General features: G+C 45.3%; 22 protein-coding genes. 10 read left to right on the top strand and 12 right to left on the bottom strand.

All coding sequences use genetic code 11. The annotated features are described in order from the left end of the window. Positions 1-3 precede the first annotated feature (3 nt). The 7 genes from G9G54_RS01770 to G9G54_RS01800 all read left to right on the top strand — a co-directional run bounded on the left by G9G54_RS01770 (position 4) and on the right by G9G54_RS01800 (position 8,861). Entirely contained in the window at positions 4-1,038 is a 1,035-nt protein-coding gene (locus G9G54_RS01770) for a C40 family peptidase (protein ID WP_165175700.1), read from the top strand. 234 nt (positions 1,039-1,272) lie between these two features. After that, positions 1,273-1,803 carry a GNAT family N-acetyltransferase gene (locus G9G54_RS01775; RefSeq protein ID WP_165175702.1) on the top strand — a complete coding sequence of 177 codons (531 nt, stop codon included), beginning with the start codon at positions 1,273-1,275 and terminating at the stop codon, positions 1,801-1,803. A 243-nt stretch (positions 1,804-2,046) separates the two neighbouring features. Further along, positions 2,047-2,418 (top strand): iron chaperone, encoded by a 372-nt coding sequence (locus G9G54_RS01780; RefSeq protein WP_165175703.1) that lies wholly within the window; start codon positions 2,047-2,049, stop codon positions 2,416-2,418. 171 nt (positions 2,419-2,589) lie between these two features. Beyond that, positions 2,590-3,267 carry a tetratricopeptide repeat protein gene (locus tag G9G54_RS01785; protein WP_165175705.1) on the top strand — a complete coding sequence of 226 codons (678 nt, stop codon included), beginning with the start codon at positions 2,590-2,592 and terminating at the stop codon, positions 3,265-3,267. A 235-nt stretch (positions 3,268-3,502) separates the two neighbouring features. Next, positions 3,503-4,906, top strand: a complete 1,404-nt coding sequence (locus G9G54_RS01790) for an efflux RND transporter periplasmic adaptor subunit (RefSeq protein ID WP_237449000.1) — start codon at positions 3,503-3,505, stop codon at positions 4,904-4,906. After that, a complete protein-coding gene (locus G9G54_RS01795) occupies positions 4,903-7,983 on the top strand; it encodes an efflux RND transporter permease subunit (RefSeq protein WP_165175707.1) in 3,081 nt (1,026 codons plus the stop codon). The genes G9G54_RS01790 and G9G54_RS01795 overlap by 4 nt, the downstream gene beginning before the upstream one ends. Then, positions 7,980-8,861 carry a TetR/AcrR family transcriptional regulator gene (locus tag G9G54_RS01800; RefSeq protein WP_165175709.1) on the top strand — a complete coding sequence of 294 codons (882 nt, stop codon included), beginning with the start codon at positions 7,980-7,982 and terminating at the stop codon, positions 8,859-8,861. The genes G9G54_RS01795 and G9G54_RS01800 overlap by 4 nt, the downstream gene beginning before the upstream one ends. Before the next feature lie 104 nt (positions 8,862-8,965). Here G9G54_RS01800 and G9G54_RS01805 read toward each other — a convergent pair whose 3' ends face one another. The 10 genes from G9G54_RS01805 to G9G54_RS01850 all read right to left on the bottom strand — a co-directional run bounded on the left by G9G54_RS01805 (position 8,966) and on the right by G9G54_RS01850 (position 17,355). Beyond that, positions 8,966-9,604 (bottom strand): GDSL-type esterase/lipase family protein, encoded by a 639-nt coding sequence (locus G9G54_RS01805; RefSeq protein ID WP_061831326.1) that lies wholly within the window; start codon positions 9,602-9,604, stop codon positions 8,966-8,968. A gap of 71 nt (positions 9,605-9,675) precedes the next feature. Further along, a complete protein-coding gene (locus G9G54_RS01810; RefSeq protein WP_165175711.1) occupies positions 9,676-10,098 on the bottom strand; it encodes a GNAT family N-acetyltransferase in 423 nt (140 codons plus the stop codon). A gap of 43 nt (positions 10,099-10,141) precedes the next feature. After that, entirely contained in the window at positions 10,142-10,696 is a 555-nt protein-coding gene (locus G9G54_RS01815) for a nucleotidyltransferase family protein (RefSeq protein WP_165175713.1), read from the bottom strand. A 19-nt stretch (positions 10,697-10,715) separates the two neighbouring features. Beyond that, positions 10,716-11,969, bottom strand: coding sequence for an MDR family MFS transporter (locus tag G9G54_RS01820; protein WP_165175715.1), 1,254 nt, complete (start codon positions 11,967-11,969; stop codon positions 10,716-10,718). A 54-nt stretch (positions 11,970-12,023) separates the two neighbouring features. Next, positions 12,024-13,739 (bottom strand): ATP-binding protein, encoded by a 1,716-nt coding sequence (locus tag G9G54_RS01825; RefSeq protein WP_165175717.1) that lies wholly within the window; start codon positions 13,737-13,739, stop codon positions 12,024-12,026. A 48-nt stretch (positions 13,740-13,787) separates the two neighbouring features. Then, on the bottom strand, positions 13,788-14,852 hold the full coding sequence (locus G9G54_RS01830) for a cobalamin B12-binding domain-containing protein (protein ID WP_165175719.1): 1,065 nt from the start codon (positions 14,850-14,852) through the stop codon (positions 13,788-13,790). A 193-nt stretch (positions 14,853-15,045) separates the two neighbouring features. Continuing rightward, a complete protein-coding gene (locus G9G54_RS01835; RefSeq protein ID WP_165175721.1) occupies positions 15,046-15,507 on the bottom strand; it encodes a MarR family winged helix-turn-helix transcriptional regulator in 462 nt (153 codons plus the stop codon). A 199-nt stretch (positions 15,508-15,706) separates the two neighbouring features. Then, positions 15,707-16,156 (bottom strand): VanZ family protein, encoded by a 450-nt coding sequence (locus G9G54_RS01840; protein WP_165175723.1) that lies wholly within the window; start codon positions 16,154-16,156, stop codon positions 15,707-15,709. Continuing rightward, positions 16,156-16,824: a ribose-5-phosphate isomerase RpiA gene (gene rpiA, locus G9G54_RS01845; protein ID WP_165175725.1), complete on the bottom strand. Its 669-nt coding sequence runs from the start codon at positions 16,822-16,824 to the stop codon at positions 16,156-16,158. The genes G9G54_RS01840 and rpiA overlap by 1 nt, the downstream gene beginning before the upstream one ends. Positions 16,825-16,884: 60 nt before the next feature. Then, on the bottom strand, positions 16,885-17,355 hold the full coding sequence (locus G9G54_RS01850) for a GNAT family N-acetyltransferase (protein ID WP_165175727.1): 471 nt from the start codon (positions 17,353-17,355) through the stop codon (positions 16,885-16,887). Between the two features lie 467 nt (positions 17,356-17,822). Between G9G54_RS01850 and G9G54_RS01855 the strand changes: the two genes are divergently transcribed. From G9G54_RS01855 to G9G54_RS01865, 3 genes are all read left to right on the top strand, one after another. After that, the gene (locus tag G9G54_RS01855; protein ID WP_061831317.1) at positions 17,823-19,592 is read left to right on the top strand and encodes a methyl-accepting chemotaxis protein; all 1,770 of its coding nucleotides are present in this window, start codon (positions 17,823-17,825) and stop codon (positions 19,590-19,592) included. 139 nt (positions 19,593-19,731) lie between these two features. Beyond that, entirely contained in the window at positions 19,732-23,427 is a 3,696-nt protein-coding gene (locus G9G54_RS01860; protein WP_165175729.1) for a non-ribosomal peptide synthetase family protein, read from the top strand. 119 nt (positions 23,428-23,546) lie between these two features. Continuing rightward, entirely contained in the window at positions 23,547-24,545 is a 999-nt protein-coding gene (locus G9G54_RS01865) for a polysaccharide deacetylase family protein (RefSeq protein ID WP_103047942.1), read from the top strand. Positions 24,546-24,636: 91 nt separating this feature from the next. On the opposite strand, the gene G9G54_RS01870 is transcribed toward G9G54_RS01865, so the two are convergent. Both G9G54_RS01870 and G9G54_RS01875 read right to left on the bottom strand, forming a co-directional pair. Then, positions 24,637-25,257 (bottom strand): TraX family protein, encoded by a 621-nt coding sequence (locus G9G54_RS01870; protein WP_165175731.1) that lies wholly within the window; start codon positions 25,255-25,257, stop codon positions 24,637-24,639. A 23-nt stretch (positions 25,258-25,280) separates the two neighbouring features. Further along, the gene (locus tag G9G54_RS01875) at positions 25,281-25,991 is read right to left on the bottom strand and encodes a CBS domain-containing protein (RefSeq protein WP_165175733.1); all 711 of its coding nucleotides are present in this window, start codon (positions 25,989-25,991) and stop codon (positions 25,281-25,283) included. Between the last annotated feature and the right edge of the window lie 153 nt (positions 25,992-26,144).

Genomic DNA, 26,144 nt, shown 5'->3' on the forward strand with positions numbered 1-26,144 from the left:
AGCATGACAATCAACAAGAAAGCATTGCTAGCTCTGCTAGCGGTATCACTGCTCCAGGCAAACCCGTCGTATGCAAAGTCGGTACGGACGACTCCGGTGACAACCGTTTATGTAGATGACCGCCCGCTTCAGCTTGCCGTCCAGCCGCTGCTGCTAGACGGGACAACGCTCATCCCCATGCGCCAGTTGTTTGAGGCGCAAGGAGCCAGGCTTTCCTGGGATGGATCCGGCAAAACCGTAACGGCAACCAAAAACGACACGGTGCTGACCTATCGCATCGGGGAACTCGCTGCCACCTTAAACGGCGATACGCTGTCCCTGAATGTTCCAGGACAGATTGTTGAGGGCAACACGATGATTCCACTGCGTTTTGTAAGCGAAGCACTTGGGAGCACAGTAAAGTGGGAGGCCTTGACCCGGACCATCCGAATTGCCTCCAGGGGCGATTTTTTCACAACGGTTCTTTTCGGGGTCAACCTGCGCAGCAAACCGGATTCATCGATAGCTTCCTCTTCCCTGCGGCTTATTCCAGCCGACGAAAAGGTTCATGTCATTCGCGAGGTCAATGCTCTCTGGCTGGAAGTGCGCACTAAAGACAACCTGACCGGATACATATCGGCTAAACCCAAATACAGCGATTATACCAGCCCATCCCTGGTGGAACGACAAGGAGATGAACTGATCGCCTACGGAGAGAAATTCCTTGGTACTCCTTATGAATTCGGAGCAGCAAGCGGCCAGACATCGACCTTTGATTGTTCTTCATTTGTGGAGGAAGTGTTCCGGCATACGCTCTCTATCGACCTCCCCCGTGTCTCTTACGATCAGGCTAAAGAAGGTCGGAAGGTCGGGCTGAACGAGCTGCGCAAAGGCGATCTGCTGTTCTTCAGCGCACGCGGCCTGGAGATCGGCCATGTGGCGATCTATGCAGGGAACAACACATTGCTGCATACCTTCTCCAAAGAACGCGGCGTTCATTTTGACACGTTTGATGATAAATGGCAGAAACGTTTCGTCACAGCGTGCAGGCTGTTTTAGGACGAATCAGATAGCCAATAACAGGAGGATTCCAGTACCACATTCAATATCTTCTGATTGCCTTTTGCCGGACGCCTCCCTTGCGGTTTGCGTTCAGGCGGCAAAAGGTCTAGGTTCATTGTTAAATGGAGGTCTCACGTTTAAAGGCTACGAACGCATAAAAGATTGGATTGAGATGTTAATCGTTTTAAAATACTAAGTAGAGTCTGTTGATTATAGACAGGAGGAATCGTTATGCAATTTGAGACAAATCGGCTCATCATTCGTGATATTGGCAGATCCGATTGGGAAAGTATACATACCTACACGTCATTGCCTGAAGTTACTAGATATACGGCCTGGGGACCAAATACAGAAGAAGATACAAAGGCATATATAGAACAAGTTCTAGCTTCACAGCAGAAACAGCCACGACAAGACTATGAACTAGCCGTTTGTCTGAAAAACAATGGAACCCTGATCGGCGGTGTTGGTATTCATGTCAAAGATACTAATGCAGAAATGGGTTATGTTTTGAATCCAGATTATCAAGGGAAGGGTTATGTAGCAGAGGCAGCACGAGCGTTACTAGACTTTGGATTTAGCACACTTGCTGTCCACCGTATTTATGCAACATGTCGTCCAGAAAACAAGGCTTCTGAGAAGGTTATGCAACAGATCGGAATGCAACGTGAAGGTTTGATGCGTGAACACTGGTACTACAAAGGCGAGTTTCATGATTCATATTTGTACTCTATTCTTGCTGAGGAATATAACAGGACATAAAAGGTATTTTTTTATATCTAAATATATTTTTATATTTTTCAACAGACAATTACTTCTTAAGAAACATGTTGCTGCGATAAAATGATAGTTAAACCCTTTTGACTATCTAGTTTGAAAATATATATAGTTGGAAATAGGTGTTGTTAAGAATCTGTCTGAGCCATTCTGTGAGGAGTTTTAACGATAAATAGGTTTGAGGAACTTTTCTGAACGATATAATTTTTAATTTAAGGAGGGAACAACATGGAAGCTTTTGCAGAATATTTAGCGCATATTGATAACCCCCAACATCGGGCTCGAACGCAAGAGGTTTTGGCTTGGGTAACCAAGAAGTTTCCAAATTTAATGGCAAAAATTGCGTGGAGTCAGCCTATGTTTACGGATCACGGCACATTTATTATTGGCTTTAGCGTAGCCAAACATCATTTGGCCGTTGCCCCTGAAAAGGCAGGGATTAATCATTTTTCTGAGTTAATTATGCAGGCTGGCTATGATCACACCAAGCAGTTGGTACGTATCCAGTGGGATAGTCCCGTTGATTTCTCATTACTTGAGAAAATGATCGAGTTTAATATTTTGGATAAGGCAGACTGTTCAACCTTTTGGCGGGGATAAAAAAAGGTTCCTTTTCTCGTAAAACTATACATCGAGCATCACAAATAAGTATGTTTCTTCTCGCCCCTCTACCATCCTTCCAAATCTCATCATGCTAATGACCCTTAAAGTAACACTATGCTATAATGTGGAAAGTATGGATTGTTACATGCACAGGAGGATTGGAGCAAAATGATTGGGAAATTTTTAATTTTCTCTCTACTATGGAGTTTGCTCGGCAACCCGTTTTTAGCAATGCTCGTACTCCTAATCGTGATCTATATATTGGATCGCAGCTTTGTCGGTGTATTGCCCAGCATCAGCAGACCATGGAAAAGAAGACGCAATGCCGCTCGATTGCACCAACAGATTACGCTAAACGCCAACGATGTGGCTGCCAAGTTCGATTTGGCTCGTATCTGGATCGAAAGCAAGAAATATCCTCAGGCTTTGGAGCTGTTATTGGAAATTCAATCCCGTTATGAAGAATCAGCAGACTATTGGAACGCACGGGGAACGGCTGAAGTACACACAAACCATCTGGAGGTTGGAGAACAGCATTTATTGAAAGCACTGGATATTAACCCGCGGGTGCAATACGGTGAGCCTTATTTGCATTTAGCCGCTGCTTTCAAGGAACGTGACGTCAATAAGTCGCTTCATTATCTGCAGCAGTTTCAGGAGATTCAGTCTTCTTCCAGTGAGGGCTATTATCTGACAGGCTTGATGTACCGTATGCTGGGACGCAAGGATGAGGCCATTGTAGCCTTTAACCAGTCCATTGCCGTCTATCGCTCTCTGCCCAAATATCGTAAACGAAGTGAGCGCAAGTGGGCTGTACGTAGCTTATTCCGTAAATTAATCGGCTAAACAGCTATATTTATTTTCTTAACGACCTTTCTCTTCTTTTGAGAAAGGTCGTTTTTACGTTTGTCTACCATGTACTTCCACGGACCTGAATCGGCTCCCTTTCGCATCCTGAATTCGAGGCATTTTTTTGTAATCAGTCGTTGACATGCCACAAATCAGGTCATATAATCCGTTTATGAACTTATGAGTTTATACATAAACTTTAAAGTACAAAAAAACAGAAAGGATGATCATCTTGTTAAAACCCAGTCTCTACATATCTGCTATATTCATTCTTCTGTTCACCTCAGCTTGCTCATCTACAGGATCGAGTAATAATGAAGCAGCAGAACAACAAAAGCAAAAGGTGGAAGCGATGGTTGTTAAAAAAGAACCGCTGTCTGCTTCTTTTGACCTTTCAGGCACACTACAGCCCTATGAGGATACCTCCGTATCTTTTGAGTTATCCGGACTGATTCGCGACACAGTAGTCAATGTGGGAGACTCCGTATCCCAGGGGCAGATCTTGACGATGCTTGATTCATCCAGCTACCAGCTACAACTGGAGCAGGCTAGTACAGCTATTCTTGAAGCACAGGCAGGTATCAAAAATGCTACAGCTGCCATTTCAAGTGCAGATGCCTCCATTCAATCCGCCGACGCGCAAAAGGCAGCAGCTCAAGCTGGAGTTAACAAAGTGAACAAGGGTGCCCGTGAGCAGGAAAGGGCACAGGTCCGTACCAAAGTGCAAAGAGCACAGTCCGCTTTGACTAAAGCACAGGCTACCGCTGAACGCACCAAGCTTTTATATGATCAGGGAGCTGCAACCAAAAACGATTATGAAAATGCGCAGCTCGCTTTGACCAATGCCACCAAGGACCTGGAGGATACACAAGAAGCCCTCTCCTTAATCCAGGAGGGAGCAACATTGGAAGATCGGCAATCGGCAGAATCCAGCCTACAGCAAGCCCAAGCCGGGAAAGAAGCTGCTATCGCTGCGAAGGAACAGGCAGAAGCCTCCCGAGATAACTCAACTGCGGCATATCAACAGGCGGTCATTGCCAAAAAGCAAGCCGAACTTTCCCTCTCCAAGACAGCTTTAAAAGCCCCCATTTCCGGCGTTATTCTGGAGAAAAAGGCAACGGTGGGACAATTGGCGAGCACTGGACAGCCGATATATCGTATCGGACAAATCGACAAGCTCAAGGTGCTGCTCCCTGTTCCCGATCATGAAATCACGAACTGGAAGCAAGGTCAGACAGTCCAACTTCAACTGTACGATGAGAACAGAGAAGGAACGGTCAGCAAAATTTATCCGGCCACCAACACCAATACGGGCAGTATCAACGTAGAAGTGATTGTTCCTAACCCCCAGCATGATTGGGCCCCGGGACAAGTCATAAAGGCAGGCCGCCAACTGACTCAGAGTGAGCAAATTTTGCTCCCAGCCAAAGCTGTCATTAATAACGGTACAGATACTTTTGTCTATAAAGTGGTGAACAACAAAGCGGTCAAGACGGTCGTGAATGTCGGTCAGATGTCCAACAATAAGCTCGAAATTACCAAGGGACTGAATGTCGGGGATCGTATCGTTACCACCGGAGTAAACCTGATCTACGATGGGCTGCTCGTTCAGATCATGGGGGGAACGAGCAAATGATTGCATATTTTATCAAAAAGAAAAAACTGACCCTCTTTATTTTTATCATGGCGATTGTTGCCGGGCTATATAGTGTCTCTCAACTTCCCCGGCAGGAAACGCCGGATATTATCAAGAAAACCGCTGTGGTCACGACCCTCTACCCTGGAGCTACACCCCAAAAGGTAGAACAAACGGTCACGAAGCCTCTGGAACAAAAAATGAAAGAAATCAATCATATTAAAAAGATTTCTTCTACATCCGAAAATGGACTTTCGACGATTATCATTGAGACAGAAGGCAACGCCAATGCCGCAGAAGTCTGGGATACATTACGCAAAAAAATGAACGATGCCCAATCTTTTCTGCCCACAGATGCTCAAAAGCCTGTCGTTAACGATGATTTGAATAAAGTATTTATCCATTCCTACGCCATCACGGGGGACTCTGTGGAGCACTTGTATCAACTAAATGATATGGTGATATCATGGAAGGATCAATTAAAAACCATTCCCGGTGTATCGGAAGTAACAATCAAGGGATTACCGGATCAAGAGGTTCAGATTGAGATTGATGCTCAAAAGCTCCAGCAGTACCATATCAGTTGGGAACAGCTCATGAGTGCAGTGCAGAAGGAAAATGAGCAATATCCGATAGGCAATCTGGATTACAATGAACGTACCTATCGCTTGAATGTAAAGCAGTCCAAGGATGCTCAGGATTTGAGTAAGGTCATTATTTCCAGAACAGACAGCGGCGCTCCTGTGTATCTCAGTGATGTGGGCACCGTATTGCTTACACATAACACCAGCAGCTATATGGCCTTTTTTAACGGTAAACCAGCTATTACGCTGACGATTAACGGTAATACCGGCTCTGACGTAGACACGATTTATAGCAAAGTAAATAAAGAAATGCAGTTGTTAAAACCAGATCTGCCTAATACGTTTCAACTGAATACGTTATTTTCACAGACCGAGCGGATTGATCATATTTTTCATGGCTTGACCCGTGAATTGCTGTTTGCCATTGCGGCGGTTGTGATCGTATGTACATTGGGCTTGAATCTGATTACATCCTCTTTTGTGGCACTGGCTATTCCTATTTCAATCGCCATAGGTCTCATTATTCTCCCTATGCTCGGAATAACATTGAATCAGGTTACGGTCATTGGCTTAATTATTGTAATGGGGATTCTAGTCGATGATGCTGTGGTGGTTAATGATAATATTGAACGCAGAATGATGACCTTGGGCGAGAGTCCCAAGATAGCAGCATTAAATGGAACGAAAGAAGTTTCCATTTCCATTTTGACCGCAACCCTGGCAACTGTAGCCTCCTTTGCCCCGCTGTTCTTTTTATCAGGCGATGCAGGCTCCCTTATCAAACCATTACCGTTTGCTGTTATCTTTACGTTATTGGCTTCCATGCTCATGTCCTTTACCGTCATCCCAATCTTTAGAGAATGGTATGGACAACGAAATCAAAAAACGCCCAACTCCACCATGAAGCCGTCGGGACTGCTGGGAAAACAAATTGATGCTCTTCGTAACGTATATACCAGCAAGCTGATTCCGAGAGTCATTAAGCAACCTGGATTATATGCTGCATTAGGATTATTGATCAGTACCACGCTGTACGGCATACTTGCTCTGATTCCGATCGACCTGTTCCCCAGAACCAACGATCCGGAATTAAGCATTAATGTGCGTATGCCTACAGGTACTTCTATAGAAGAAACCAAGCGGGTCACCGAGGATATTGCCAAATGGGTGAAGCAGCAACCTCATGTGGAAACGATCAGTTATGCGGCTGGCGGCGACGCTCCCCGGTTGTTTCAAGATATGACCGCTGACGCCAAAACAGGCACAACCGTGGGTCAAATTGCTATTATTGGGGAAGAAGGTGCATTTGATCCCGATGAAATGGCAGACAAATGGCCCTCCATTTTAAAGGATCGTTATCCGGGTCAATCCATTTCCTTGAAAATAGCTAAAGTGGGGGTGCCTCTCGGTAAGCCGATCTCCATTCGGATTTTAGGCAATGATGTAGATCAGTTGCGTTCGTTGTCACAGCAGTTAAAAGAAGGCATTATGGCTACCAGAGGAACACAGGACATACAAGATAATATGGAAAATGAAGGATATACGTTGGATTTCCAAATCAACAAACAAGCGATGGATCAATATCAGGTAAGCAATAATGATCTGACACGTACACTCTTGTTAATGGGTAATGGCGTGAGCTTTAGCCGATTTGATACGGGGAAAGATTTGATCAATATTAAGCTGAAGCTAAGCCAAACCGATCAAAATCCTGAAATTTTGTTTCAGCAATTGAATGTGACCAATGCCAATGGTATTCAAATCCCTTTATCTCAATTGGCTGAGTTGAAACCATCCTTTGCAACACAAAAAATTAACCATTATAATTTAAAACGTTCGATTACTGTTGAAGCTGAAGTTCACGGGCGTACAGCTTCCGAAGTCATGAAGGATGTCAAGCTTAAATTGCAGGACATTAAATTTCCTCCAGGCTACACTTGGGAAATTGGCGGCGAGATTTCAGGACAAGATGACATTTTATCAGAAATAGGATGGTTATATGTTGTCGTCATACTATTAATCTTCATGCTGATCTTTTTGCAATTTTATTCTTTCTCGACTCCACTCATCATATTGACTACCGTGTATATGGCAGCAGCAGGCGGATTTCTTGGCTTGTTCATTCTAAATACGCCGGTTAGTTTTATGGGCGTGTTGGGCTTAATGACCTTGGCAGGTATTGTCGTACGTAACGGCATTGTGCTGATTGAGTTTATTGAGGATGCAAGACGTGAAGGGATCGAACTGAAGGAGGCCGTTGTTGCAGCGACCAAAGCGCGTTTCCGCCCCATATTGCTTACTTCACTGACAGCCATTGTCGGTCTGATTCCGATTGCTCTTATTGGGGAACTTATGTTTAGACCTCTGGCGTATACTATTATGTTTGGATTGATGTACTCGACCATTCTTACGATGTTTGTGGTTCCGTCCCTGTATATGGTTATTGCCCGCTGGAAATTAAAGAGACAGAGCAAAAAATTGGGGGTACAATGAAAAAAATAACGAGTGAAGATATTATCTATGCCGCCCTTTCCCTGTTTTCTGAAAAAGGGTACGATGCCACCTCGGTGGATGAAATTGCCCGCGAAAGCGGGATGGTGAAGGCTTCCTTTTATAAATACTTTCAAAGTAAAGAAGAGTTGCTGCTGGGGACAATCGTCCTGATTGAAAAACTTCTTGATGCAGATATTAAAGAACTTTATTTGAAGCACCAGCTACCTTCCCGTGAAAAGTTGAGACAACTGTATTTGATTGCGCTGGGCCGGATTTATAAGAATAAAGTTCATTTACTGGTATACTCCGTCCCTTTAATCGGTTCTAAGGAAGAAAAAATCGCACAAGCCATTGATCGTGTTGAACTTTATTTGTCTAACGTGATGGTTGATTTCTTAATTGATGCTTATGGACAATCTATACGTGACTATGCGCACGATATCAATTTTGTCATCAAAAGTATCATTATTAATTCCTTCCGAATGAGCGATTCAGAGCTGTCCTGGACGGAGCAGCAAACACTGGCTGAATTTATGCTCAGCATTACGGATATGCTGGCACAAGGAATGCTGAGCCCTGATGTTCAACATCAAATCATGTGGGGCCGCGATTCCGTATTCCATGAAGATTCTGATCAAATCTGGACCAAGGGAAAACAAATCTCCTATGCACTGCAACGTATGGATACGGTTCTGAAACAAACTAAATTAAATGAAGCTCCCCGGAATGAATATGTGCAAATCCTAAGCAGATTAAAGGGTGAACTCTCGGAAGAAAACGTGGAAATAGCTCACGTGAAAGCCCTCCTTCTATTTTTGGGTCAGCTGCCCGAGTTACTGGAAGACTGCACCAAGCTGAAGGCTATATTGGAAGTTTAGCACGCCGAAATGCAGAAAAAGAGGTTCATGATGGTCAGTTTCTACTGCCATGATGAACCTCTTTCTCTAATATACGTTGTCCGATCCAAAGCATCCTCTCACGCTCACCGTAACGGCGCATAACCAAGCCGATTCAGCTCTTCCGCAATCACGCGATAACCACGACTGTTCGGATGCACCCGATCTAACGAAAGTAGAGCCCGTTCATAACCCTCAAATGCAGGATAAATGTTCGCCACCCGGTAATTTGGTCCGCCCAATGTATAGAGAAACGAGTTATACTGGCGCACATATACTCCCGCCTCCCTCACCCCTGGAAAAGGATTATATAATCCCACCATTCGGATGATAAATGGCTCACGCTGACCGGACTTTATCTGATACAGGGCATGTACAATTTGGCGCACATGTTCTTTTGTGTGATTCAACGCTTGCGGAATGGAAGAACCCGACAAGCCGGAACCTCCAGCAAGGGCGCTGATGTATGGGCGCAGATCATTTCCGCCGATCGTTACGGTTATAAGTTCAGCCCGGCTGAGCGCCGACCGAAAAAGCGGATTGTTGCGGACCATTGACAGCAACTCCTGCGATGTCAGCCCATTGATTCCCAGATTCTCGTAGCTGACTGGCGTACGGAGATGTCTTTCTGCCATTCGCCGATAGATAGGTACAAATCCGCCACTCAGCAACGTCCCTGCACCTGTTGTTAAAGAATCTCCAATCGCTGTGTAGTGGTACGCCAATGAAACTCACCTCCCTCTTTCTACATAACATATCTTATGTAGAAAGAGGGACGCGGGACCCGGAGATTCGCTTATTCTTCGTCTATTTCATATACACAATGGAATTGCCCACCCTCTGGCAAATCCTCTGATCCATAGACGGCAAAGCCCACGTTGCGGAAGAAATCTGCCCCCTCCGCATCCGTGTCCACAGTAAGCCGTTTCGGATTATGCTCCTGAATGAGCGTAAGCAGCATACCTCTGGCATATCCTCTATGACGGTTTTCAGGCAACACGGCCAGATGACGAATTACGGTTGTCCCATCCTCCTGCTCCTCAAAGCCGACAATACCTACAATAAGTCCTTCATCTTCTACACCGAACAGCTTCCAGTCATCCGAGGCTTGATAGGTACGTAAAGCTGCTTCTCCGCGTTCAGGGTGATCCAGCACAGCGTAGGTTAACAGCTCCAGAACCTCCTCACGATCTGAATCTGTTTTTATATTTTTAAACATTGTTTGTCGTCTCTCCTTAATATCCTGAAATTAGGATTACACTCTAATTCTCCATAATAAGCAACGGCCAGTTATCAAGCCATTGCTTCTCAAATACACGCTGACGAAAAGCCGTTGTGTGACGAAACAAAGGGCTTTGCCGTACCCGCATATCCAGTAAATCTTCCAATCCATGCGGACAAATGACCTCTATTTGATCCTTGTCATTCAATCTAACCGCCACAGCCGTTGCCGTCTCTGGCCAGCGGCTCATCGCATCCTCTACCGAGGAATACGGAGCCTCACCGTTGCGAATATGCATCCGAGCCTGATTTTTGACAGACCAGTTACGTCCGGCCTGCTTACGGTTCAAGGACAATTCTAGATACTCATCTCGTTCCTCTAGCGTATTTTTCGGGTCAAAATAAATAACATCAATATCGTTTAAAGGTGTAGCAGTTGTATAGCCATGGAGCTTGTCCCAAACCCGGTTACGTACATAGCCTGCGGCAATACATCCTTGTGGCAACTTCAGCTCTCGCACATAGCGCAAGTCTTGCAGTACCTGCGGATCATTCATATATTGTATGATTCGTAGCGCATTTTCTTCCGACTTCATCCTGCACTCAACTCCCTTTTTATGATGACAGTTGCTGCACCGATTTTCCTCCCTGAGCCGCGATCCGTGCTGTACGCTGCACCAGACGGCGGCGTGCGACCAGAAGGAATGGAATACCAATCACAACCGACAGGGCAACCGGAACAAAAACGGCAAGCGGCGCCGTTTGACCATAGATATCCAGCAACCAGCCACCAAATAAAGGAGCCAGCACGCTTCCCAAATTATTAAAGCCGATTGTACCGAAGTAGGTCCCTTTATATTGAGCATCTGCAATTTGGTCAATCAATACGTCCAGCATCGTGAACAATAACACTTCACCAACCGTAAACAGCACCATATCCAGTATAAACATCCAGCCTGAGTTTAGCATACCGCACAGCAACAGGCTGACCGCAATACATATATTCCCTGCAATCAAGGAATTCACCGGGGAAAATCGGCTTGCCAGTCGCACCAGCGGATATTGAAATGCCAATACACAAACCGCGTTGACCGTCAGCATGTATGTAAACCATCGGGTTCCTTCTGCGAAGGATAAGGACAAGAATTGAGGCATTGTGGAATTGGAATGCGCATAGCCCATCACACAAAATACCGTTCCCAGCAAAATTGGCATAAACACCGGGTCACGGCTGGCTGTACGGAATGCCTCACCCATTCGCAGTGGAGCCTCTCCCGCTGTTGTACCTATATGCAGATCCGATGCATACCGGGCAAATTGGATCAACAACAGTACCCCGTACAATGCGTACACACCAGCAGCTACCATAAACGGCGTACCCGTGGATGCAGATCCTAGCATTAAACCAAGCAACGGCCCTGCCACCACCCCAACATTAATGGCCGCATATCTCATATTGTAGATAAGCAGTCTTTTCTCCTTCGGGGTTACATCTGATAACAGCGCCCGTGAGGTTGGCTCGAACAGGGATCTGCACAGTCCATTCAGAGCATTAATGACAAAAAAGGCCCAGGCCGCTTCCGCCAACGCAAAAGCAACGAATACAAGCGCCCAGCTCGCAATGGACACCAGCATCACCTTACGCCGTCCAATTCGATCTGAAATATATCCACCGTAAAAGCTGGCAAAAATGCCGACCAACGAGCTGACCGATACGATCACCCCCGTATGAAAGGGGGACACCCCTAAACGGGTGGTAAGGTAAATAGACAAAAACGGGATACTCATGGATGTCGCCATCCGCCCAAAAATAGTACCGACAATAATCGTCCAGGCCAGCGGGTGAATAGAACGCAACTGTTCTTTCATATATGTCTCTTACGTCCTCCTTCCGTATGCAAGTCTAACAAGGGGGAAACCTGTCTAGCACTGGTGAATATAGCGTTCCAGTTCTAAACACGTTGCTTGATAGACAGATTGGAGCGCAGATAACTTCGCTTTCGCATTCTCGAGTCGGTTCTCCCGTGCAAGCTGTTCAATATCGGACAGCAACGAGGACAAACGTCCGACACCCAGACTCACGCTGCCTGATTTCAACTCATGAGCAGCCTCTACTACTTTTGTGGCTTCGCCCGCAGCAGCCAGTTCATTTAACTTATTGATTTTGGCAGGTGTATCACTTGTATACATTTCGACCAATGACTCCAGTAGTCCCGTGCTGCCATCCTCGTCCAGCAGCATAATTTCACGTATAACTTCCTCATCCAAAATCGGCTCGGTTTCCGGCTTTGGAAGCCATTTTACAAGCTTTTCAGAGAGCTTTTCAATCGTTACTGGCTTCATCAAGTAATCGTTCACTCCAACCTCCTGGCCCCGTGCCTGATCCTCCTCGGACACATTTCCGGTCAAAGAAATGATCGGTACAGGGGGTTGCTGGTTGTCTGCTTCCCGCTGGCGGATCGATTTTGCCGCATCATGACCACTCAGCAGAGGCATATGATGATCCATTAGAATACAAGCGTAGGATCGTTCGGAGGCCGCTCTTACAGCAGCTTGTCCATCCTCAGCAAAATCAATATGCTGGAATCCCAAGTGGTTAAGCTGCAATTGCACCACCTGCCGATTCACCCGATTATCCTCAGCCACCAAAATAGTTTGAGAATGACTATGCTCACGCAGCAACTCGCTAAATGCCTTCAAATCACCATTTTCATGCTTCTCCATTTCGTCTGCCTGCTCCGATCCTTTCATGAGGGGAATTTCAAACCAGAACGTGGAGCCTTGGCCTTCTTTACTGACGACCCCAATTTCTCCCTGCATGAGTTCCACAAATGAACTGCATATCCATAGCCCTAGACCCGTTCCTCCATATTGGGAGGCGCTGCCTTCACCTGCTTGTACATAAGGCTGAAACAGCTTATTCTGATCCTCCGGTGAAATACCAATACCCGAATCCTGCACCTCAAACCGAACACGTTGGGAATCTTTTGTTTCCTCCACCAATTTTGTTCGAATGATGAGCAATCCTTCACTGGTAAATTTATTCGCATTGTTCAACAGATTGAGCAAGATCTGCATGATCCTTGCAGAATCTCCCTCCAGATGCTCTGCCACACCAGAATCGGTCTCTATACTCAAACGGTTACCCATCTGATAGATTTGTGGCTCCAACAACTGAGCAACGTGGCTCATAATCGCCTGAACTCTGACGTTTCCGATCTCCAGTTCCATCTGTCCTGCTTCCACTTTAGATATATCGAGCAGATTATTAATCATGTTCAACAACAGAGAGGCTGACTCACGTATAACACTGATGGCCTGCCGTTGATCTGGGGAAAGTTTGGATGAACCTAACATTTCAATCATTCCAAGTATTCCGTTCATTGGCGTTCTGAATTCATGACTAACCACAGCCAGAAAAGTGCTCTTTAGGTCATTAGCCCGTACCGCTTCTTCCTTCGTCTGTGTTAATTCCGCATTGCTTTTGGCAAGCTGACGCTGCAGATTGACCAGCTCGTTGTTCATTGATGAAAATTCATTCAGCAACTTTTCTTCCTCAGCCTTGCTTTTCACAATCTCATCCGTTAATTGTTCGACCGTTTTCCGCAGGACAGCCATTTCTGCTGTCGGTTCCTTCATATTAAAAGGCCCCCTTTACAAAATGACTACAGGTTCACATAACTAACCTTATTTCCTGAGCGAAAGTAAGTCCCCTGCAACCTCCAGCGCTTCCTCCGCACCTGGTGCGTATCCGTCCGCCCCTACTTCCTGCCACAAGTGGGAATCGAGATTAAAAGGCAAGCCTCCGACCATAATTTTCACATGGCTAGTCGTTGGGTCTTGCCGAATGAGAGCAATCAACTCTTTCACTAGATGGACATGGTAAGCCATGGTAGCTGAGATAGCCACCACATCCGCCTTGTAACTCACAATGGCCTGAAGCAGACTACGGTTAGGTACATTGGCGCCTAAATAATACGTATCCCAACCATCCATTTCAAATATATCAGCCAGCATACGCAGACCAATTTCATGCTGCTCGCTGCCTACACACGCCGCCACGAGGCAGCGTTCCTTATTTCCATTCCCCATCCATTGGGGGTACAGGCTGGAAATAATAAATTGAGTCACAGCAGTGCAAAAATGCTCTTGACCGACGGTGATTTTGCCTTCATACCATAGACGACCTATTTCATATTGCGAAATTCGAAAAATATATTTATACGTATGTTGAATAGAGATACCCTCATTCAGCAAACGGACGATCCAATCCAAAGCCTGTCTGCGATTACCTGAGAGTAAATATTCCAAATATTGAGCCACGTCAGCAGCATAGGGATTATCATCTGTAATAAAAGAGGCATACTCCTCTTTCTTCCCTATTTGCTGTATCCCCAAATCCAGATGCTCCAGCACCATAGCTTTATCTGTATGATCGAAATGCTCTACCAACGTCTCCTGGATTAATCGGAAATTGATGCTCAAATCTTCTTGGGTTATGCCGAAACCCTCCAGAAGCTTTTTTAACCAAGAAACATACTGTGTAAATAAAATAGGGCTGTTCATGATTACACTTTCAGCTAAATAGTTCAAACTATATATAGAATCCTGTTTTGTCTTTATTTTACCGTTATCCCCAAAACGCTGCAAAAGATCGGGCTGTAATTCGTATTGTTTATGGGTAACTAATTCAGCCAAAGCTCCTGCTTGCATCAATAGCGATTCACCTGCGGTATATTGCTGTATACTCATGTACAGCTCCTTCCCCGACAAGGTATTTGTATTCGAAACAGGTACTGGGGAATTTGTTCCGGACGTGACTATTAGATAATTATACCTGATTTACGCCTCTACATTAACCCTACTCCCCAAAATACGACAAAAAAATAAAATACCGAAAAGTCGGTATTTTATCTAAAGCAGATTTAACCTGTACATGCACCATTTATGATCCGTTACTCTTCTGCCCCTCAGCCGTTAGTCCAAGCTTTTTTAACAGATGAATAGCCTGCTCCTTCTCTTCCACGGATAAGCCATCCACGGTCTCCATAATGACACGATGATGCTGCGGGAATATTTGCTCAAAGAAATGACGTCCATCATCAGTCAATTCTGCATAAATCACACGCCGATCATCTTGTGATGCACGACGGGTAAGCAAGTTTTTTTTCTGAAGTTTATCTACCACATACGTAATATTTCCACTAGAGATTAGTACCTTTTCTCCAATCTTCTGTAAAGGTTGTGATCCCCGATAATACAGCAGATCAAGCACACCAAATTCTGTTGTATTTAAACCATGACTATGAATGTCCCGATTCGTACGGGACGTGACCGAATTATAAGCACGAGCCAGAACAACGAACAAATTAAGCGCTAAGTCCTGATCATCTGGTTTTACAGACATATTAACAGCCTCCGTTACTCATATCTTTATTCCAAGATATCTTAATTGTTCGCTTTTGTCAAGTTTAAGCGTTCCTTCCCCTGCTCATACGGCCTATAAATGGAGGAATTACCGTCTATTATGTGAAGGTTACAGTTCATTATGTAAAAAAAGCCCGCTCTCAGTCAGTCTTAATGCACTGATCCAGAGAGCAGGACGATTATGTTGTAACCCCTAACTTCTTACGTAAAAATACGTAGGCAACACGGCCGCATAATACTCCCAGAACGTTCAATATGATGTCATCTACATCCATTGTACCTGCGCCCAGCAGCATTTGGGACACCTCAAGAATGACCAGTGCGATCACTATCGTTAACAACAGACTGCCTATACTTCGCATGGACACCCAAATGATAGGCACAAGAATACCGAAGGGAATGAATACGCCAATATTGCCGAGCAAATTAACACCCCATACCCGAAAAGGAAACGACCCCATTGCCCGCCAGTATTGCCTGATCGTATCAAACGGAACAATATTATACGAATACGGGGGTCCTGGCCGTAATGTACGACCAAAACCGAGAAACATCCAATATAATAGAAGTCCTGTATATAAAATCAATAACATCAACGCCACATGATGAAGCAGGCGGGTCCTAAACATTACTTGTTACGAACGTCGATCTGTCCGTTGGCCCGTGCGATAATAACCTGGTCCGCCATATTAATGAACAGTCCGTTATCGACTACACCCGGAATTTGATTCAAGCGGATTTCCAACTCCTGCGGATTCTCAATCGTACCATAGCGACAATCGGCAATATAATTACCGTTATCCGTAAGGAAGCGCTCGCCGTCTTTCATACGCCACTCCGCCCTACAGCCTGTCTGCCGTAAAGCCTCCAACGTCCATTCACTGGCAAAGGGTACGACCTCAACGGGTAAAGGAAATGCACCCAGTACCTTCACATCCTTGGACTCATCGACAATAATAATTAATCGGTCGCTATTGCTTTCCACAATTTTCTCTCTCAGCAGGGCTCCGCCTCCACCTTTCACCAGCACCAGCTGCTCGTTCACCTCGTCTGCACCGTCGATGGTAACGTCAAGCCTTCCAATCTGATCAAACGGAATGATGGGAATTCCCAGCTCCCTGGCCTGATCCTCCGAAGCTTGGGATGTAGCTACAGCCTGTATATGTAATCCTTGCGCTACACGCTCACCAATTTTTTGAATAGCCCAAAAGGCTGTCGAGCCTGTACCAAGTCCTACCTTCATGCCGTCCTCAATCGCCTCAACTGCTTTTTCGGCTGCTTTTTGCTTCAAATTCATTATCATCTCTCCCGCTATATAGGCTAGTATTGATCATCATCCATTTTATAAGAGAACGCTTTATAATAACAGAGACAGCTTTTTACCATAACAAAGGCTGTTTTCATCGTGTTCATACTCCCCAAACCGTTCAATAGGTTCGTATCCCCGCTTGGTATAGAGAGCAATCGCTTCAGGTTGAGCTGCTCCGGTCTCCAGTTTAATCCTTACAACTCCCCGTTTGCTGGCTTCCTCTTCCAAAAAAGATAATAGGCTCACCGCAATTCCTTGTCTGCGATAAGAGGAATCGACATAAAATCTTTTGAGCTCCATTTCTTCCGCATCTATAGGCCTAAGCCCTCCACAAGCCACCGGTTTTTCGTCCACATACACAACAGCGAAAATCATTTCTTTAACTTTTGGATTGGAAAAATCAACCAAGTAAATTTCGTCGGCAGGATACCTTTCCAGCAAGTCCTCATCCAGCCTTTGAATCAACTCATGCAGATCCTCGTGATGACTCTCAACCTTTAAAATCGTAAGCTTGGACATTCTTCTTATCCCTCTTCTCTTTGCATGGATATAAGGACTCATTTCGCAAACAATTCACAAAAACCGCGATAAATCAAGCATTTCCAACGTTAAATATGAAAAATGTCCCAAATTGATAAGTGCATTTGACTCTATTATAAAGTATGATGGTTTCTGTTGAATAGTTGCTTATGGACTGTAATGAATTCGAATTTCAAGTTGAAGTATAAATTGGAATATACTGAAACACAGACAGCGTTTACCTATTAAAAATTAATTTTTTATTGTGTAAGGTATTCATTTCAAGGGCTTTTCGTACGACATATATATAGGGATATCATACTTGTCTATAAAAGGACTTAAGACCTATTACATAAAATTCAAGGGTCTATTATCTCTATTATTATGTTTGTAAGGGGGACTTGATTATCTCATTCGATAAGCGGTTCAACACCATATACAAAAATACAACCAGGGAGTGGAACATTTTGAAAAAGTGGAGTAGCTTATCATTCTTCACCAAAAACTTATTATTATCCTTCTTCAACATCGTATTGATTGGACTAGTCCTTATTGTGTCCAGTTATTTGATCCAACGTACGATTTTGATAGACCAATTGCATGGGCAAGTGGAAAAAATCACATTGAAGTGGGCCCAGGGCATTAATTCCGATGAAGTAACCCAAGCGGTTCAAGAGAAAAACTATGATGGACCCGTTCAAACCAAACTCCGCACGTACCTAGATAACATCATGGCGACCAATCCGAATATCTCTCATGCCTATATATTCGGGACGGAGCTCGAAAACGGCAATCTAACATCTATTGTGGCGATGCCAACGGATCTCAGAGAAGCATTTGAAAAAGATAAGCTGCTCGTTGGCTCTATGTACGAGCAACCTAATGTCGTGGCAGTCGGCGTAACCGGTATGTTGGACAGTGGCAAACCAACATTCACTAGCTTCTACGATGATTCTTTTGGTACATGGACGACTTTGATGACTCCGATTAAAGATTCAAGTGGCAAAATCTTTGCATATTTTGCAGTCGATGCAGATGCTGGCGCCGTACCTGCCGGCTTAACCAAGCTGCTCATTAGCGGCGCTACCATTTTAGTGATTTTCCTACTAATCTGCCTGGCGCTTCAATATTGGGTTGTGAAGCGCACGCTGTCACCGATTAAGCAACTGATGTACGGTATCAGTGAAGTAAGCAGAGGAAATCTGGATGTTCAAATTCATGCAGGTCATGATGATTTGGGGCTCGTAAATCAGAATTTCAACGATATGGTAAGTCATATTAACAGCATTATGACCAAAGTGAAGCAGACAACTGATGAAGTCAATGAATCTGCCAAGGAACTACTCGCAATCTGCGAACAAAACGGAATCAACTCCAACATCATCAATCAAAACATCAGTGAAATCACGGAGAATATCCGTTCGCAGGAAAAAGCAACAGGCGATAGTGCACGTGCCATGGCTGAAATGGCTTCGGTAATTCAAAATATTGCCACGAGTTCTTCCAATGTTGCGGAAGAAGCCAATTCGGTAGAGAAACGTTCTAACGAAGGCAACGAGATTGTAAGCAAGGTATCATCCCAAATGCACTTGATTACCGATACAGTCACCAATACTTCCCGTATCATCAAGTTGCTGGACAGTCGTTCGCAGGAAATTGGCAATATCATCAGTACCATTTCAGGCATCTCCAGTCAAACCAACCTGCTCGCTTTGAACGCTTCTATTGAAGCTGCGCGCGTTGGTGAAGAAGGTAAAGGCTTTGCCGTTGTTGCCAGTGAAGTACGTAAGCTGGCAGAACAATCTGCGGATGCAACCAAACAAATCACGTCCCTGATCGAAGAAATTCAAAGTGAAATCGGACAAGCTGTGAAGTCGATGGAGCAAGGAAACGTTGAAGTTCAAAACGGAATCGTCGTTGCCGGACAAGCAGGCGTGCTGTTCAATGATATTCTTCAAGCAACTAAAAATGTAGCATGGCAAATCCAAGAAGTTTCCAGCGCTACTGAGCAAATATCTGCGGGTACACAGGAAATGACCGCGACAGCAGACGATCTTTCTTCCACTGTAACCAAAACAGCCAATAACAGTGTTCACATTGTGCAAACGGTGGAGGAGCAAAAAGCTTCTTTGGATTCGATCATTGATTCATCCCATAAATTGACGTCCATGTCTGAAGAGCTTCAAGAAATTACATCTTATTTCAAAATTGCAGACACCAACCGTACCAAATCATAATAACCATTTATCGGCTCCAAAATTTATAAGTAAATCATTCGGTAATGCCTCCCTCCTGTTCATGCATTTGAAGGGATCGGAGGCATTTACTGAGTTTACCATTTATATTAAGACATCATACATTCAGGAGGTTAGCGTAATGGCTTCATTACTACAAAACAGCACACAGACAACCCCATCCCCATTCCTAGTTCCCTTGGATTGTGCACGTATACAACGCAAGCATACATCCTCTACTTATCAAGTAGAGTTAGAAGCGTCCATCTCGGAACAATTAAATCAGCAACAAACTGCGGATGACAAACAAGCGTTGCTTTTATCAGCATATACTGCATGGGTATATCGCCTATCCGCAGAAGAAGAAGTTTCTTTTTCTACATTTGTGCCACAAACCGGTCTGCTTACAGCTTCGCTGACAGTCGAAAAGGAAACGACTTTTCATGAACTAGCAGACTTATTTCAGGAGATGCTCCGTGAGCCTAATGCATACCTAGCGGAACCACAAGCCGATACTTCATTTTCGGCAAATCTGCCTACGGACAGCGGAGTAGAATCCCGTATTATGGACTGGGCTGTTAGTGAACACAATGGCACTTATCAAATACAGATCCGATATGATCAATCACTCTTGCTGGAAACAACGGTTGTCCGATACGCAGAATACTTTGAAACCCTTTTGCGCGGCGCGCTAACCAACAGCCATGCACTTGTGAACTCCATTGATATATTATCAGATGCAGATCGAGCTGCTCACGAAGCTTTAAATAATACAGTCGTGAAATATCCTGAGCATCAAACTATTCATGGAATGTTTGAGGAGGCTGCTTCACAATACCCTGATCGTCCGGCTATTGCTTCCCACACTGGAGAGTACACGTACCGTGAGTTGAACGAACGTGCTAACCAAGTCGCACGTGTCTTGTTATCTAAAGGTCTTACCAAAGGTGAATTCGTGACTATCTTCATGGAACGAAGCTTGGAGACCGTTATTTCCCTTCTGGGTATCCTGAAAGCCGGGGGCGTGTATGTGCCTGTTGATCCCGCCCACCCCGCCGACCGGAGCAGCTACATTGTCGAAGACACGCGTTCTCCTTTTGTCTTAACAACTTCCGCACTCATGGAGCAAGCGACTGAACTGTGCGGTTCCATTGAGACGGTAAAAGAAATTTTAGCAATTAACGGACCACTGGCAGGCTATGCTGCAAGCAATCCAAACGTTAATGTAAGTCCGGATGATCTAGCTTATGTCATCTATACATCCGGCTCTACAGGCAAACCGAAAGGTGCTCTGATCGCTCACCGCGGTGTCGTTAACCTAGGAGCTGTCGTGCAACGCGATTGCGACATTACACCTCAGGATGTATTGACCCAATTTGCAACCTACAGCTTCGATGCATCCGTTTGGGATACAATTGGAGCCTTGTTTTACGGTGCAAAATTGTACTTGCTGTCTTCCGAAGAACGTGTATCTGTTGAAGAATTCGCTGAAGCCATTGCACGTACGGGCACGACGATTATTACCATTTTGCCGACCGTATTCTTTAATCAGCTATCTACGTACTTGTCAGACGAAGGCTATCGCAAACTCGCTAAGGTACGGATCGTTACCGTGGCAGGCGAAGCGCTGTACGGCTCACAAGTTCGAGCGTTCCAAAGTAAATTCGGTACAGATACCGACATCGTAAACGTATACGGACCGACCGAATGCACCGTGGCGACAACGACCCACCGGGTTCGTGGTGCCGTGCCTGAGCATGTCGTCAATATTCCGATCGGCAAGCCGATTTACAATTATAAAGTGTATATCGTTAACGATGATAACAAGCTTTGCCCTGTCAATATTCCGGGTGAAGTATGTATTGCTACGCCTGCGTTGGCCCATGGCTATCTCCATCAGCCAGAACGTACAGCTCAATCGTTTGTGGACAACCCTTTTGTTCCGGGTGAAAAAATGTACCGCTCGGGTGATATCGCCAAGCTGCTGCCAGACGGTACGATTGAATACGTAAGTCGCAAGGATTCACAGCTCAAAATTCGGGGGAATCGGATTGAAATTGGAGAAATTGAAGACCATTTTTCCAAACATCCAGGTGTTCAGGACGTCGCTGTAGTAGCTGTCAAAGATCACACTGATCAGAACATGTTAGTTGGCTATTTTACCACTTCGGATGGACAATCCATTCCACAAGACGTTATTCAGTCTTATATTGGGGGCAAGCTGCCTTCTTATTTTGTACCAAGCCATGTCGTTCATCTGGAAGCCATGCCAATTTCACCAACTGGCAAGATCGATCGCAAAAAGCTGGCCCTGCGACCACTGCCGGAAGCGTCTGATCTTTCATTTGGCGGGGAACCTCTCCGAGAAGGAACCGAAACACTCATTGCCGAAGCATGGACTCAAGTGCTTGGTAAAAATAACATTGGCGCTACCGATGATTTCTTCCTGATCGGGGGCGATTCGCTTCGTGTCATTCATGTGCTGGCTATTCTAAAGCCGCGTTATGGCGCGCTGCGCATCGGAGATTTTTTCCGCTACAAAACCGTTCGCGAGCTTGCTGAATACGTGGAACAATTAGGTACGGAACAAACGCCGCAACGCAAGCCACTCGCGATTTCTCAAGAAAAAATGGACTTGAATGAGCATCCTATTGAGTTGTCTGGTGCTTCTGACTTAGCTGAAGTCCGCGACTTGCGCGTGATTTTGTTAACCGGTGCTACAGGCTATCTGGGCTCGCACATTCTGTATGACCTACTTCAACGGACAGAAGCCAAAGTATACGCGATGGTACGCCCTTCTCAGGACGGTCCATCCGGTATCGAGCGTATTCAGTCCGTATTGACGGGATATTTTGGACAAGATATCTCCAGCTTGATCGAAGGACGGGTAAAAGCTGTCTATGGGGATCTGGAGCAAGCTGATCTTGGTCTCTCTTCCGTCGACCGCCATATGCTGGAGCACCAAATCGACGGCATCATTCACAGCGCCGCTGACGTTCGCCATTTTGGTGATTCGGCAGCCTTCGATCGCACGAATGTGACCGGAACACTGGAACTGCTGAAAATCGCTCAAGCCAAGCCAGGAGTATCCTTCCATCATGTCTCTACTATGGGAATACCGGAGGATCTTGCTAACGAAGGAAAATGGGAGTCTGCATTGGAGCTTTCTGCCTTCCCAGACGAATTGAACGTGGACAACCTGTACACGAACAGTAAACTCGCGGCGGAGAAGCTGTTGTTCCAAGCAGCTCAAGCGGGTACGCCTGTCTCGATCTATCGCGCGGGTAATTTGACAGCCCATTCGGCCAACGGACGCTTCCAGCGAAATATCGACAGCAATGCTTATTATCGTATGATGAAGGCGATGCTGCTGCTGGGCAAAGCGCCACAAGCCGATTGGCATACGGACTTCACACCGATTGATTACGCCAGCCGTGCTATCGTAGAGCTGTCCGTTCATCAAAAAAGCGCAAACCGCATTTTCCATATCTGCAATCCGAACCCACTGCCATATGATGAATTGATCGCTATGGTAAACCAACTCGGTTACGCAGTAGAAACTCTGCCTTTTGACGATTACAGCGCTTGGCTGCTGAATCCGTCTTCCGGCATTCAGGAGGATGCCCTTCACCTTGCTATGGGACAACTGGAAGGTGACGGAGCCAAGGATTCAGCTTACCGTTACGGATGCTCTGTAACCGCAGCTCTGCTGGAACAAGCTGGCGTTCAATGCCCGGCAACCGACCTTAACTTTATTCGGAACATGATCCAGCATGCCGTCGAGATCGGTTACTTCCCGACCTCTCCATCGGTATCTGTAAAAGCAACACAGAGGTAACAAAGTTGTGATATTTCCCCCGCATGTTTTCGGTATGATAGACTAGATTTTGCTAGTTTCATATTTAGTATAAACCTCTATACTTTCAGAATTTTTTTGCATGCGGGGGATGTCATTCAATGAAACACACTTTTTTTAAAAGAACGTTGCTAATCATAAGTTTGTTGGCTATTTTAGGGATTTTGGTGTATGAAGCACGTAGCATATACCACACCCCTACAGTTAAAGGGACTCATCGTACACGTACAGCTCATGCAGATCGACTGGTACGCCATTTATTCTCACTGACGCCTACACCAGATAAAGTATATTACCAAAACAAAGTAATTGTCCTGATGTATCATGAGGTGACCAAGACTCCACCTGATCCCGGCGCTCTCAAGCTTAGTAATTTAACGAGGCAGTTGGACGAAATGAAAGCTAACGGCTTCCACTGGATCACGATGAAAGAGTATACGGACTTTATTTTACATAAAGCCAAGGTTCCTGATAATGCAGTACTTATGACATTCGACGACGGCTATGAGTCCTTTTATACGGACACTTTTCCTGTGTTGAAAAAGTACCAGGTACCGGCAACCAATTTTCTCATCACGTCCACGATCAGCAATCCCAAACATATTGGAATTCCTAAGCTGACATGGGATCAAATTCATCAGATGCATGCCGAGGGTATTGATTTTTACAACCATACCAATGACCAGCATGCTTACGGATACTCCAACACAGCGCGCACCCAACAAAAGCCACTTCTGATGGGTCCGGTGTATTCGAAAAAGCTGGGGCGAATGGAAACCGAGAATGAGTTCAAACAGCGGATTTATACCGACTTGGGCATGGCTGACAAGAAGCTGTTCAAGCATCTACACAATGATCAGAATGTACTTGCCTTCCCTTATGGTGGGTATACCAAGGAGACGCTGGAAATTTGCCGTTCCTTGGGAATTGACGTTACGTTCACGGTGAAGCGGGGGATTAACTCGCCAGGGCAAACGAACGGCTATCGCGTCAATGCAGGTGGAATACACAATATTCCAGAAGTATTGGTGCAATACATGAAGGAAGGTGCTCCCCTTCGCCCACTTCCTTTTGCCCAAGGTCCCAACAAGGTATCCTAAACATTGGCTAGCTTAATAAAGAAAACAAAAGAACCTTTAAAACCATTTATGTCCTGGTTTTAAAGGTTCTTTTGCTGTATAAGATGTTAGATTAGGGCCAGATACGAATTGCAGCGATAACAGCCAGATGTACCGGGTAAAAGCTGCGCCACAACCAGCGCGGTACCCTATTATAAAATCCGCTTTCTCCAGTTGCAAAACATGCGATCAGAATGCTGGACAGCAGACTAAAGTGTTGGAGATTCGCGTGATGCACCATATCATACACTACGTTCAAAATAAAATGGGCTGCAATCATCATATATGTACGGGTGTATCGATAAATGAGAACCAACAGCAGTCCATAGGCTCCGTAATCCATCTGGCTGAGCTCCATAACCAGAGCTGAAAGGACGTACAGAACCGTTACAGCTGTCCAATGCTTCAAGCGGGATGCAGCAGCCAGCGCGAGCAATGAGGCCAATAGCGTCCAGATTACATTCGGTCTAAGCACATCAAACGCTAGCATATAGGGAACTTGAGAAATCAGAGCCAGTCCGAGTAGACGGAGCATATAGCTCCGTATGTCACGGGTATGAGTATATCCCAAATACAGCGCGAACGCGTAGATTGGAAAAGCAAGCCTGCCGGCAATTCTCCAAGCCGGATCCGTCGGAAAAAACACAAGCCCGACATGGTCAATCAGCATCGTCAGCATGGCCAACCAGTACATACAAGGCCCCCTTATTCAATGTTTTACGTTTTTTCTTCTGTCAAGCTCAGAATGGCGTTCATGATATCCGTTTTCGTAACCCGTCCTACCAACCCCCGAATTGAAGTTGAGGAGCTACATTGCTCGTCCAAAACTGGAAGACAATTGACCTGATGCCGAATCAGTCTCGATATCGCTTCCAGTAAAGTGTCTTCTGGAGCAAGCGTCGTCATTTGGGCCCGGCGCGTCATTGCCATGGTCACCGGGACGGTGTGAAGATCGGTATGCCCCAGCATGACCTTCAGCAAATCCTTGCGGGTAACAATCCCAATGAACTCCTGCTCCTCCCCTGTGACCATCAGCGCGCCTGTATTTTGCTGAAACAGCATCAGCACCGCATCATAGGCGGTCGTGTCACCGGAAATCAAAATCGGATCGCTAAGTATATCTGCCACAGTCAGCTTTTTGAGCATGTTGCCGATATGACTATCATATTTGGGGTAACGTCCTGGCAGGTAGCCTACCTTCGGCTTGGCATCCACCAGCCCGAGCATAACGAGCAGAGCAAGGTCAGAACGGAGAGTCGGACGCGTCAGTCCCAGTGTTTCAGCAATTTTATCCCCCGTAACAGGTGCCAGACGCCGGACAATATCAACAATTTCCCGCTGTCTTTCAGACAGTTGAATAATGATTACCTCCTTATGGAGTGGGGTAGTATACATTATAGACGAGCATAGATCGATAAATTTCAGCATCTTCCGACAATTCATCAAATTTTAATCATACACAGCTTGTTTTCAAATTTAAAATGTGTCACAATTAAGAATGTAATACATACTAATTATAAGTTTAACGTGTGCAATATGCTACATTTAAATGAACTATTGTACATCGCATGTAATATGTAT

It is taken from the genome of Paenibacillus sp. EKM212P (assembly GCF_011066115.1).
GTDB lineage: Bacteria > Bacillota > Bacilli > Paenibacillales > Paenibacillaceae > Paenibacillus > Paenibacillus polymyxa_B.

What these genes read in the sequence shown, in the direction of transcription:
- G9G54_RS01770 (WP_165175700.1), top strand. Translation starts at nt 4, where the DNA reads ATGACAATCAACAAGAAAGCATTGCTAGCTCTGCTAGCGGTATCACTG.
- G9G54_RS01775 (WP_165175702.1), top strand. Translation starts at nt 1,273, where the DNA reads ATGCAATTTGAGACAAATCGGCTCATCATTCGTGATATTGGCAGATCC.
- G9G54_RS01780 (WP_165175703.1), top strand. Translation starts at nt 2,047, where the DNA reads ATGGAAGCTTTTGCAGAATATTTAGCGCATATTGATAACCCCCAACAT.
- G9G54_RS01785 (WP_165175705.1), top strand. Translation starts at nt 2,590, where the DNA reads ATGATTGGGAAATTTTTAATTTTCTCTCTACTATGGAGTTTGCTCGGC.
- G9G54_RS01795 (WP_165175707.1), top strand. Translation starts at nt 4,903, where the DNA reads ATGATTGCATATTTTATCAAAAAGAAAAAACTGACCCTCTTTATTTTT.
- G9G54_RS01800 (WP_165175709.1), top strand. Translation starts at nt 7,980, where the DNA reads ATGAAAAAAATAACGAGTGAAGATATTATCTATGCCGCCCTTTCCCTG.
- G9G54_RS01810 (WP_165175711.1), bottom strand. Translation starts at nt 10,098, where the DNA reads ATGTTTAAAAATATAAAAACAGATTCAGATCGTGAGGAGGTTCTGGAG.
- G9G54_RS01815 (WP_165175713.1), bottom strand. Translation starts at nt 10,696, where the DNA reads ATGAAGTCGGAAGAAAATGCGCTACGAATCATACAATATATGAATGAT.
- G9G54_RS01820 (WP_165175715.1), bottom strand. Translation starts at nt 11,969, where the DNA reads ATGAAAGAACAGTTGCGTTCTATTCACCCGCTGGCCTGGACGATTATT.
- G9G54_RS01825 (WP_165175717.1), bottom strand. Translation starts at nt 13,739, where the DNA reads ATGAAGGAACCGACAGCAGAAATGGCTGTCCTGCGGAAAACGGTCGAA.
- G9G54_RS01830 (WP_165175719.1), bottom strand. Translation starts at nt 14,852, where the DNA reads ATGAGTATACAGCAATATACCGCAGGTGAATCGCTATTGATGCAAGCA.
- G9G54_RS01835 (WP_165175721.1), bottom strand. Translation starts at nt 15,507, where the DNA reads ATGTCTGTAAAACCAGATGATCAGGACTTAGCGCTTAATTTGTTCGTT.
- G9G54_RS01840 (WP_165175723.1), bottom strand. Translation starts at nt 16,156, where the DNA reads ATGTTTAGGACCCGCCTGCTTCATCATGTGGCGTTGATGTTATTGATT.
- rpiA (WP_165175725.1), bottom strand. Translation starts at nt 16,824, where the DNA reads ATGAATTTGAAGCAAAAAGCAGCCGAAAAAGCAGTTGAGGCGATTGAG.
- G9G54_RS01850 (WP_165175727.1), bottom strand. Translation starts at nt 17,355, where the DNA reads ATGTCCAAGCTTACGATTTTAAAGGTTGAGAGTCATCACGAGGATCTG.
- G9G54_RS01860 (WP_165175729.1), top strand. Translation starts at nt 19,732, where the DNA reads ATGGCTTCATTACTACAAAACAGCACACAGACAACCCCATCCCCATTC.
- G9G54_RS01865 (WP_103047942.1), top strand. Translation starts at nt 23,547, where the DNA reads ATGAAACACACTTTTTTTAAAAGAACGTTGCTAATCATAAGTTTGTTG.
- G9G54_RS01870 (WP_165175731.1), bottom strand. Translation starts at nt 25,257, where the DNA reads ATGTACTGGTTGGCCATGCTGACGATGCTGATTGACCATGTCGGGCTT.
- G9G54_RS01875 (WP_165175733.1), bottom strand. Translation starts at nt 25,991, where the DNA reads ATGCTGAAATTTATCGATCTATGCTCGTCTATAATGTATACTACCCCA.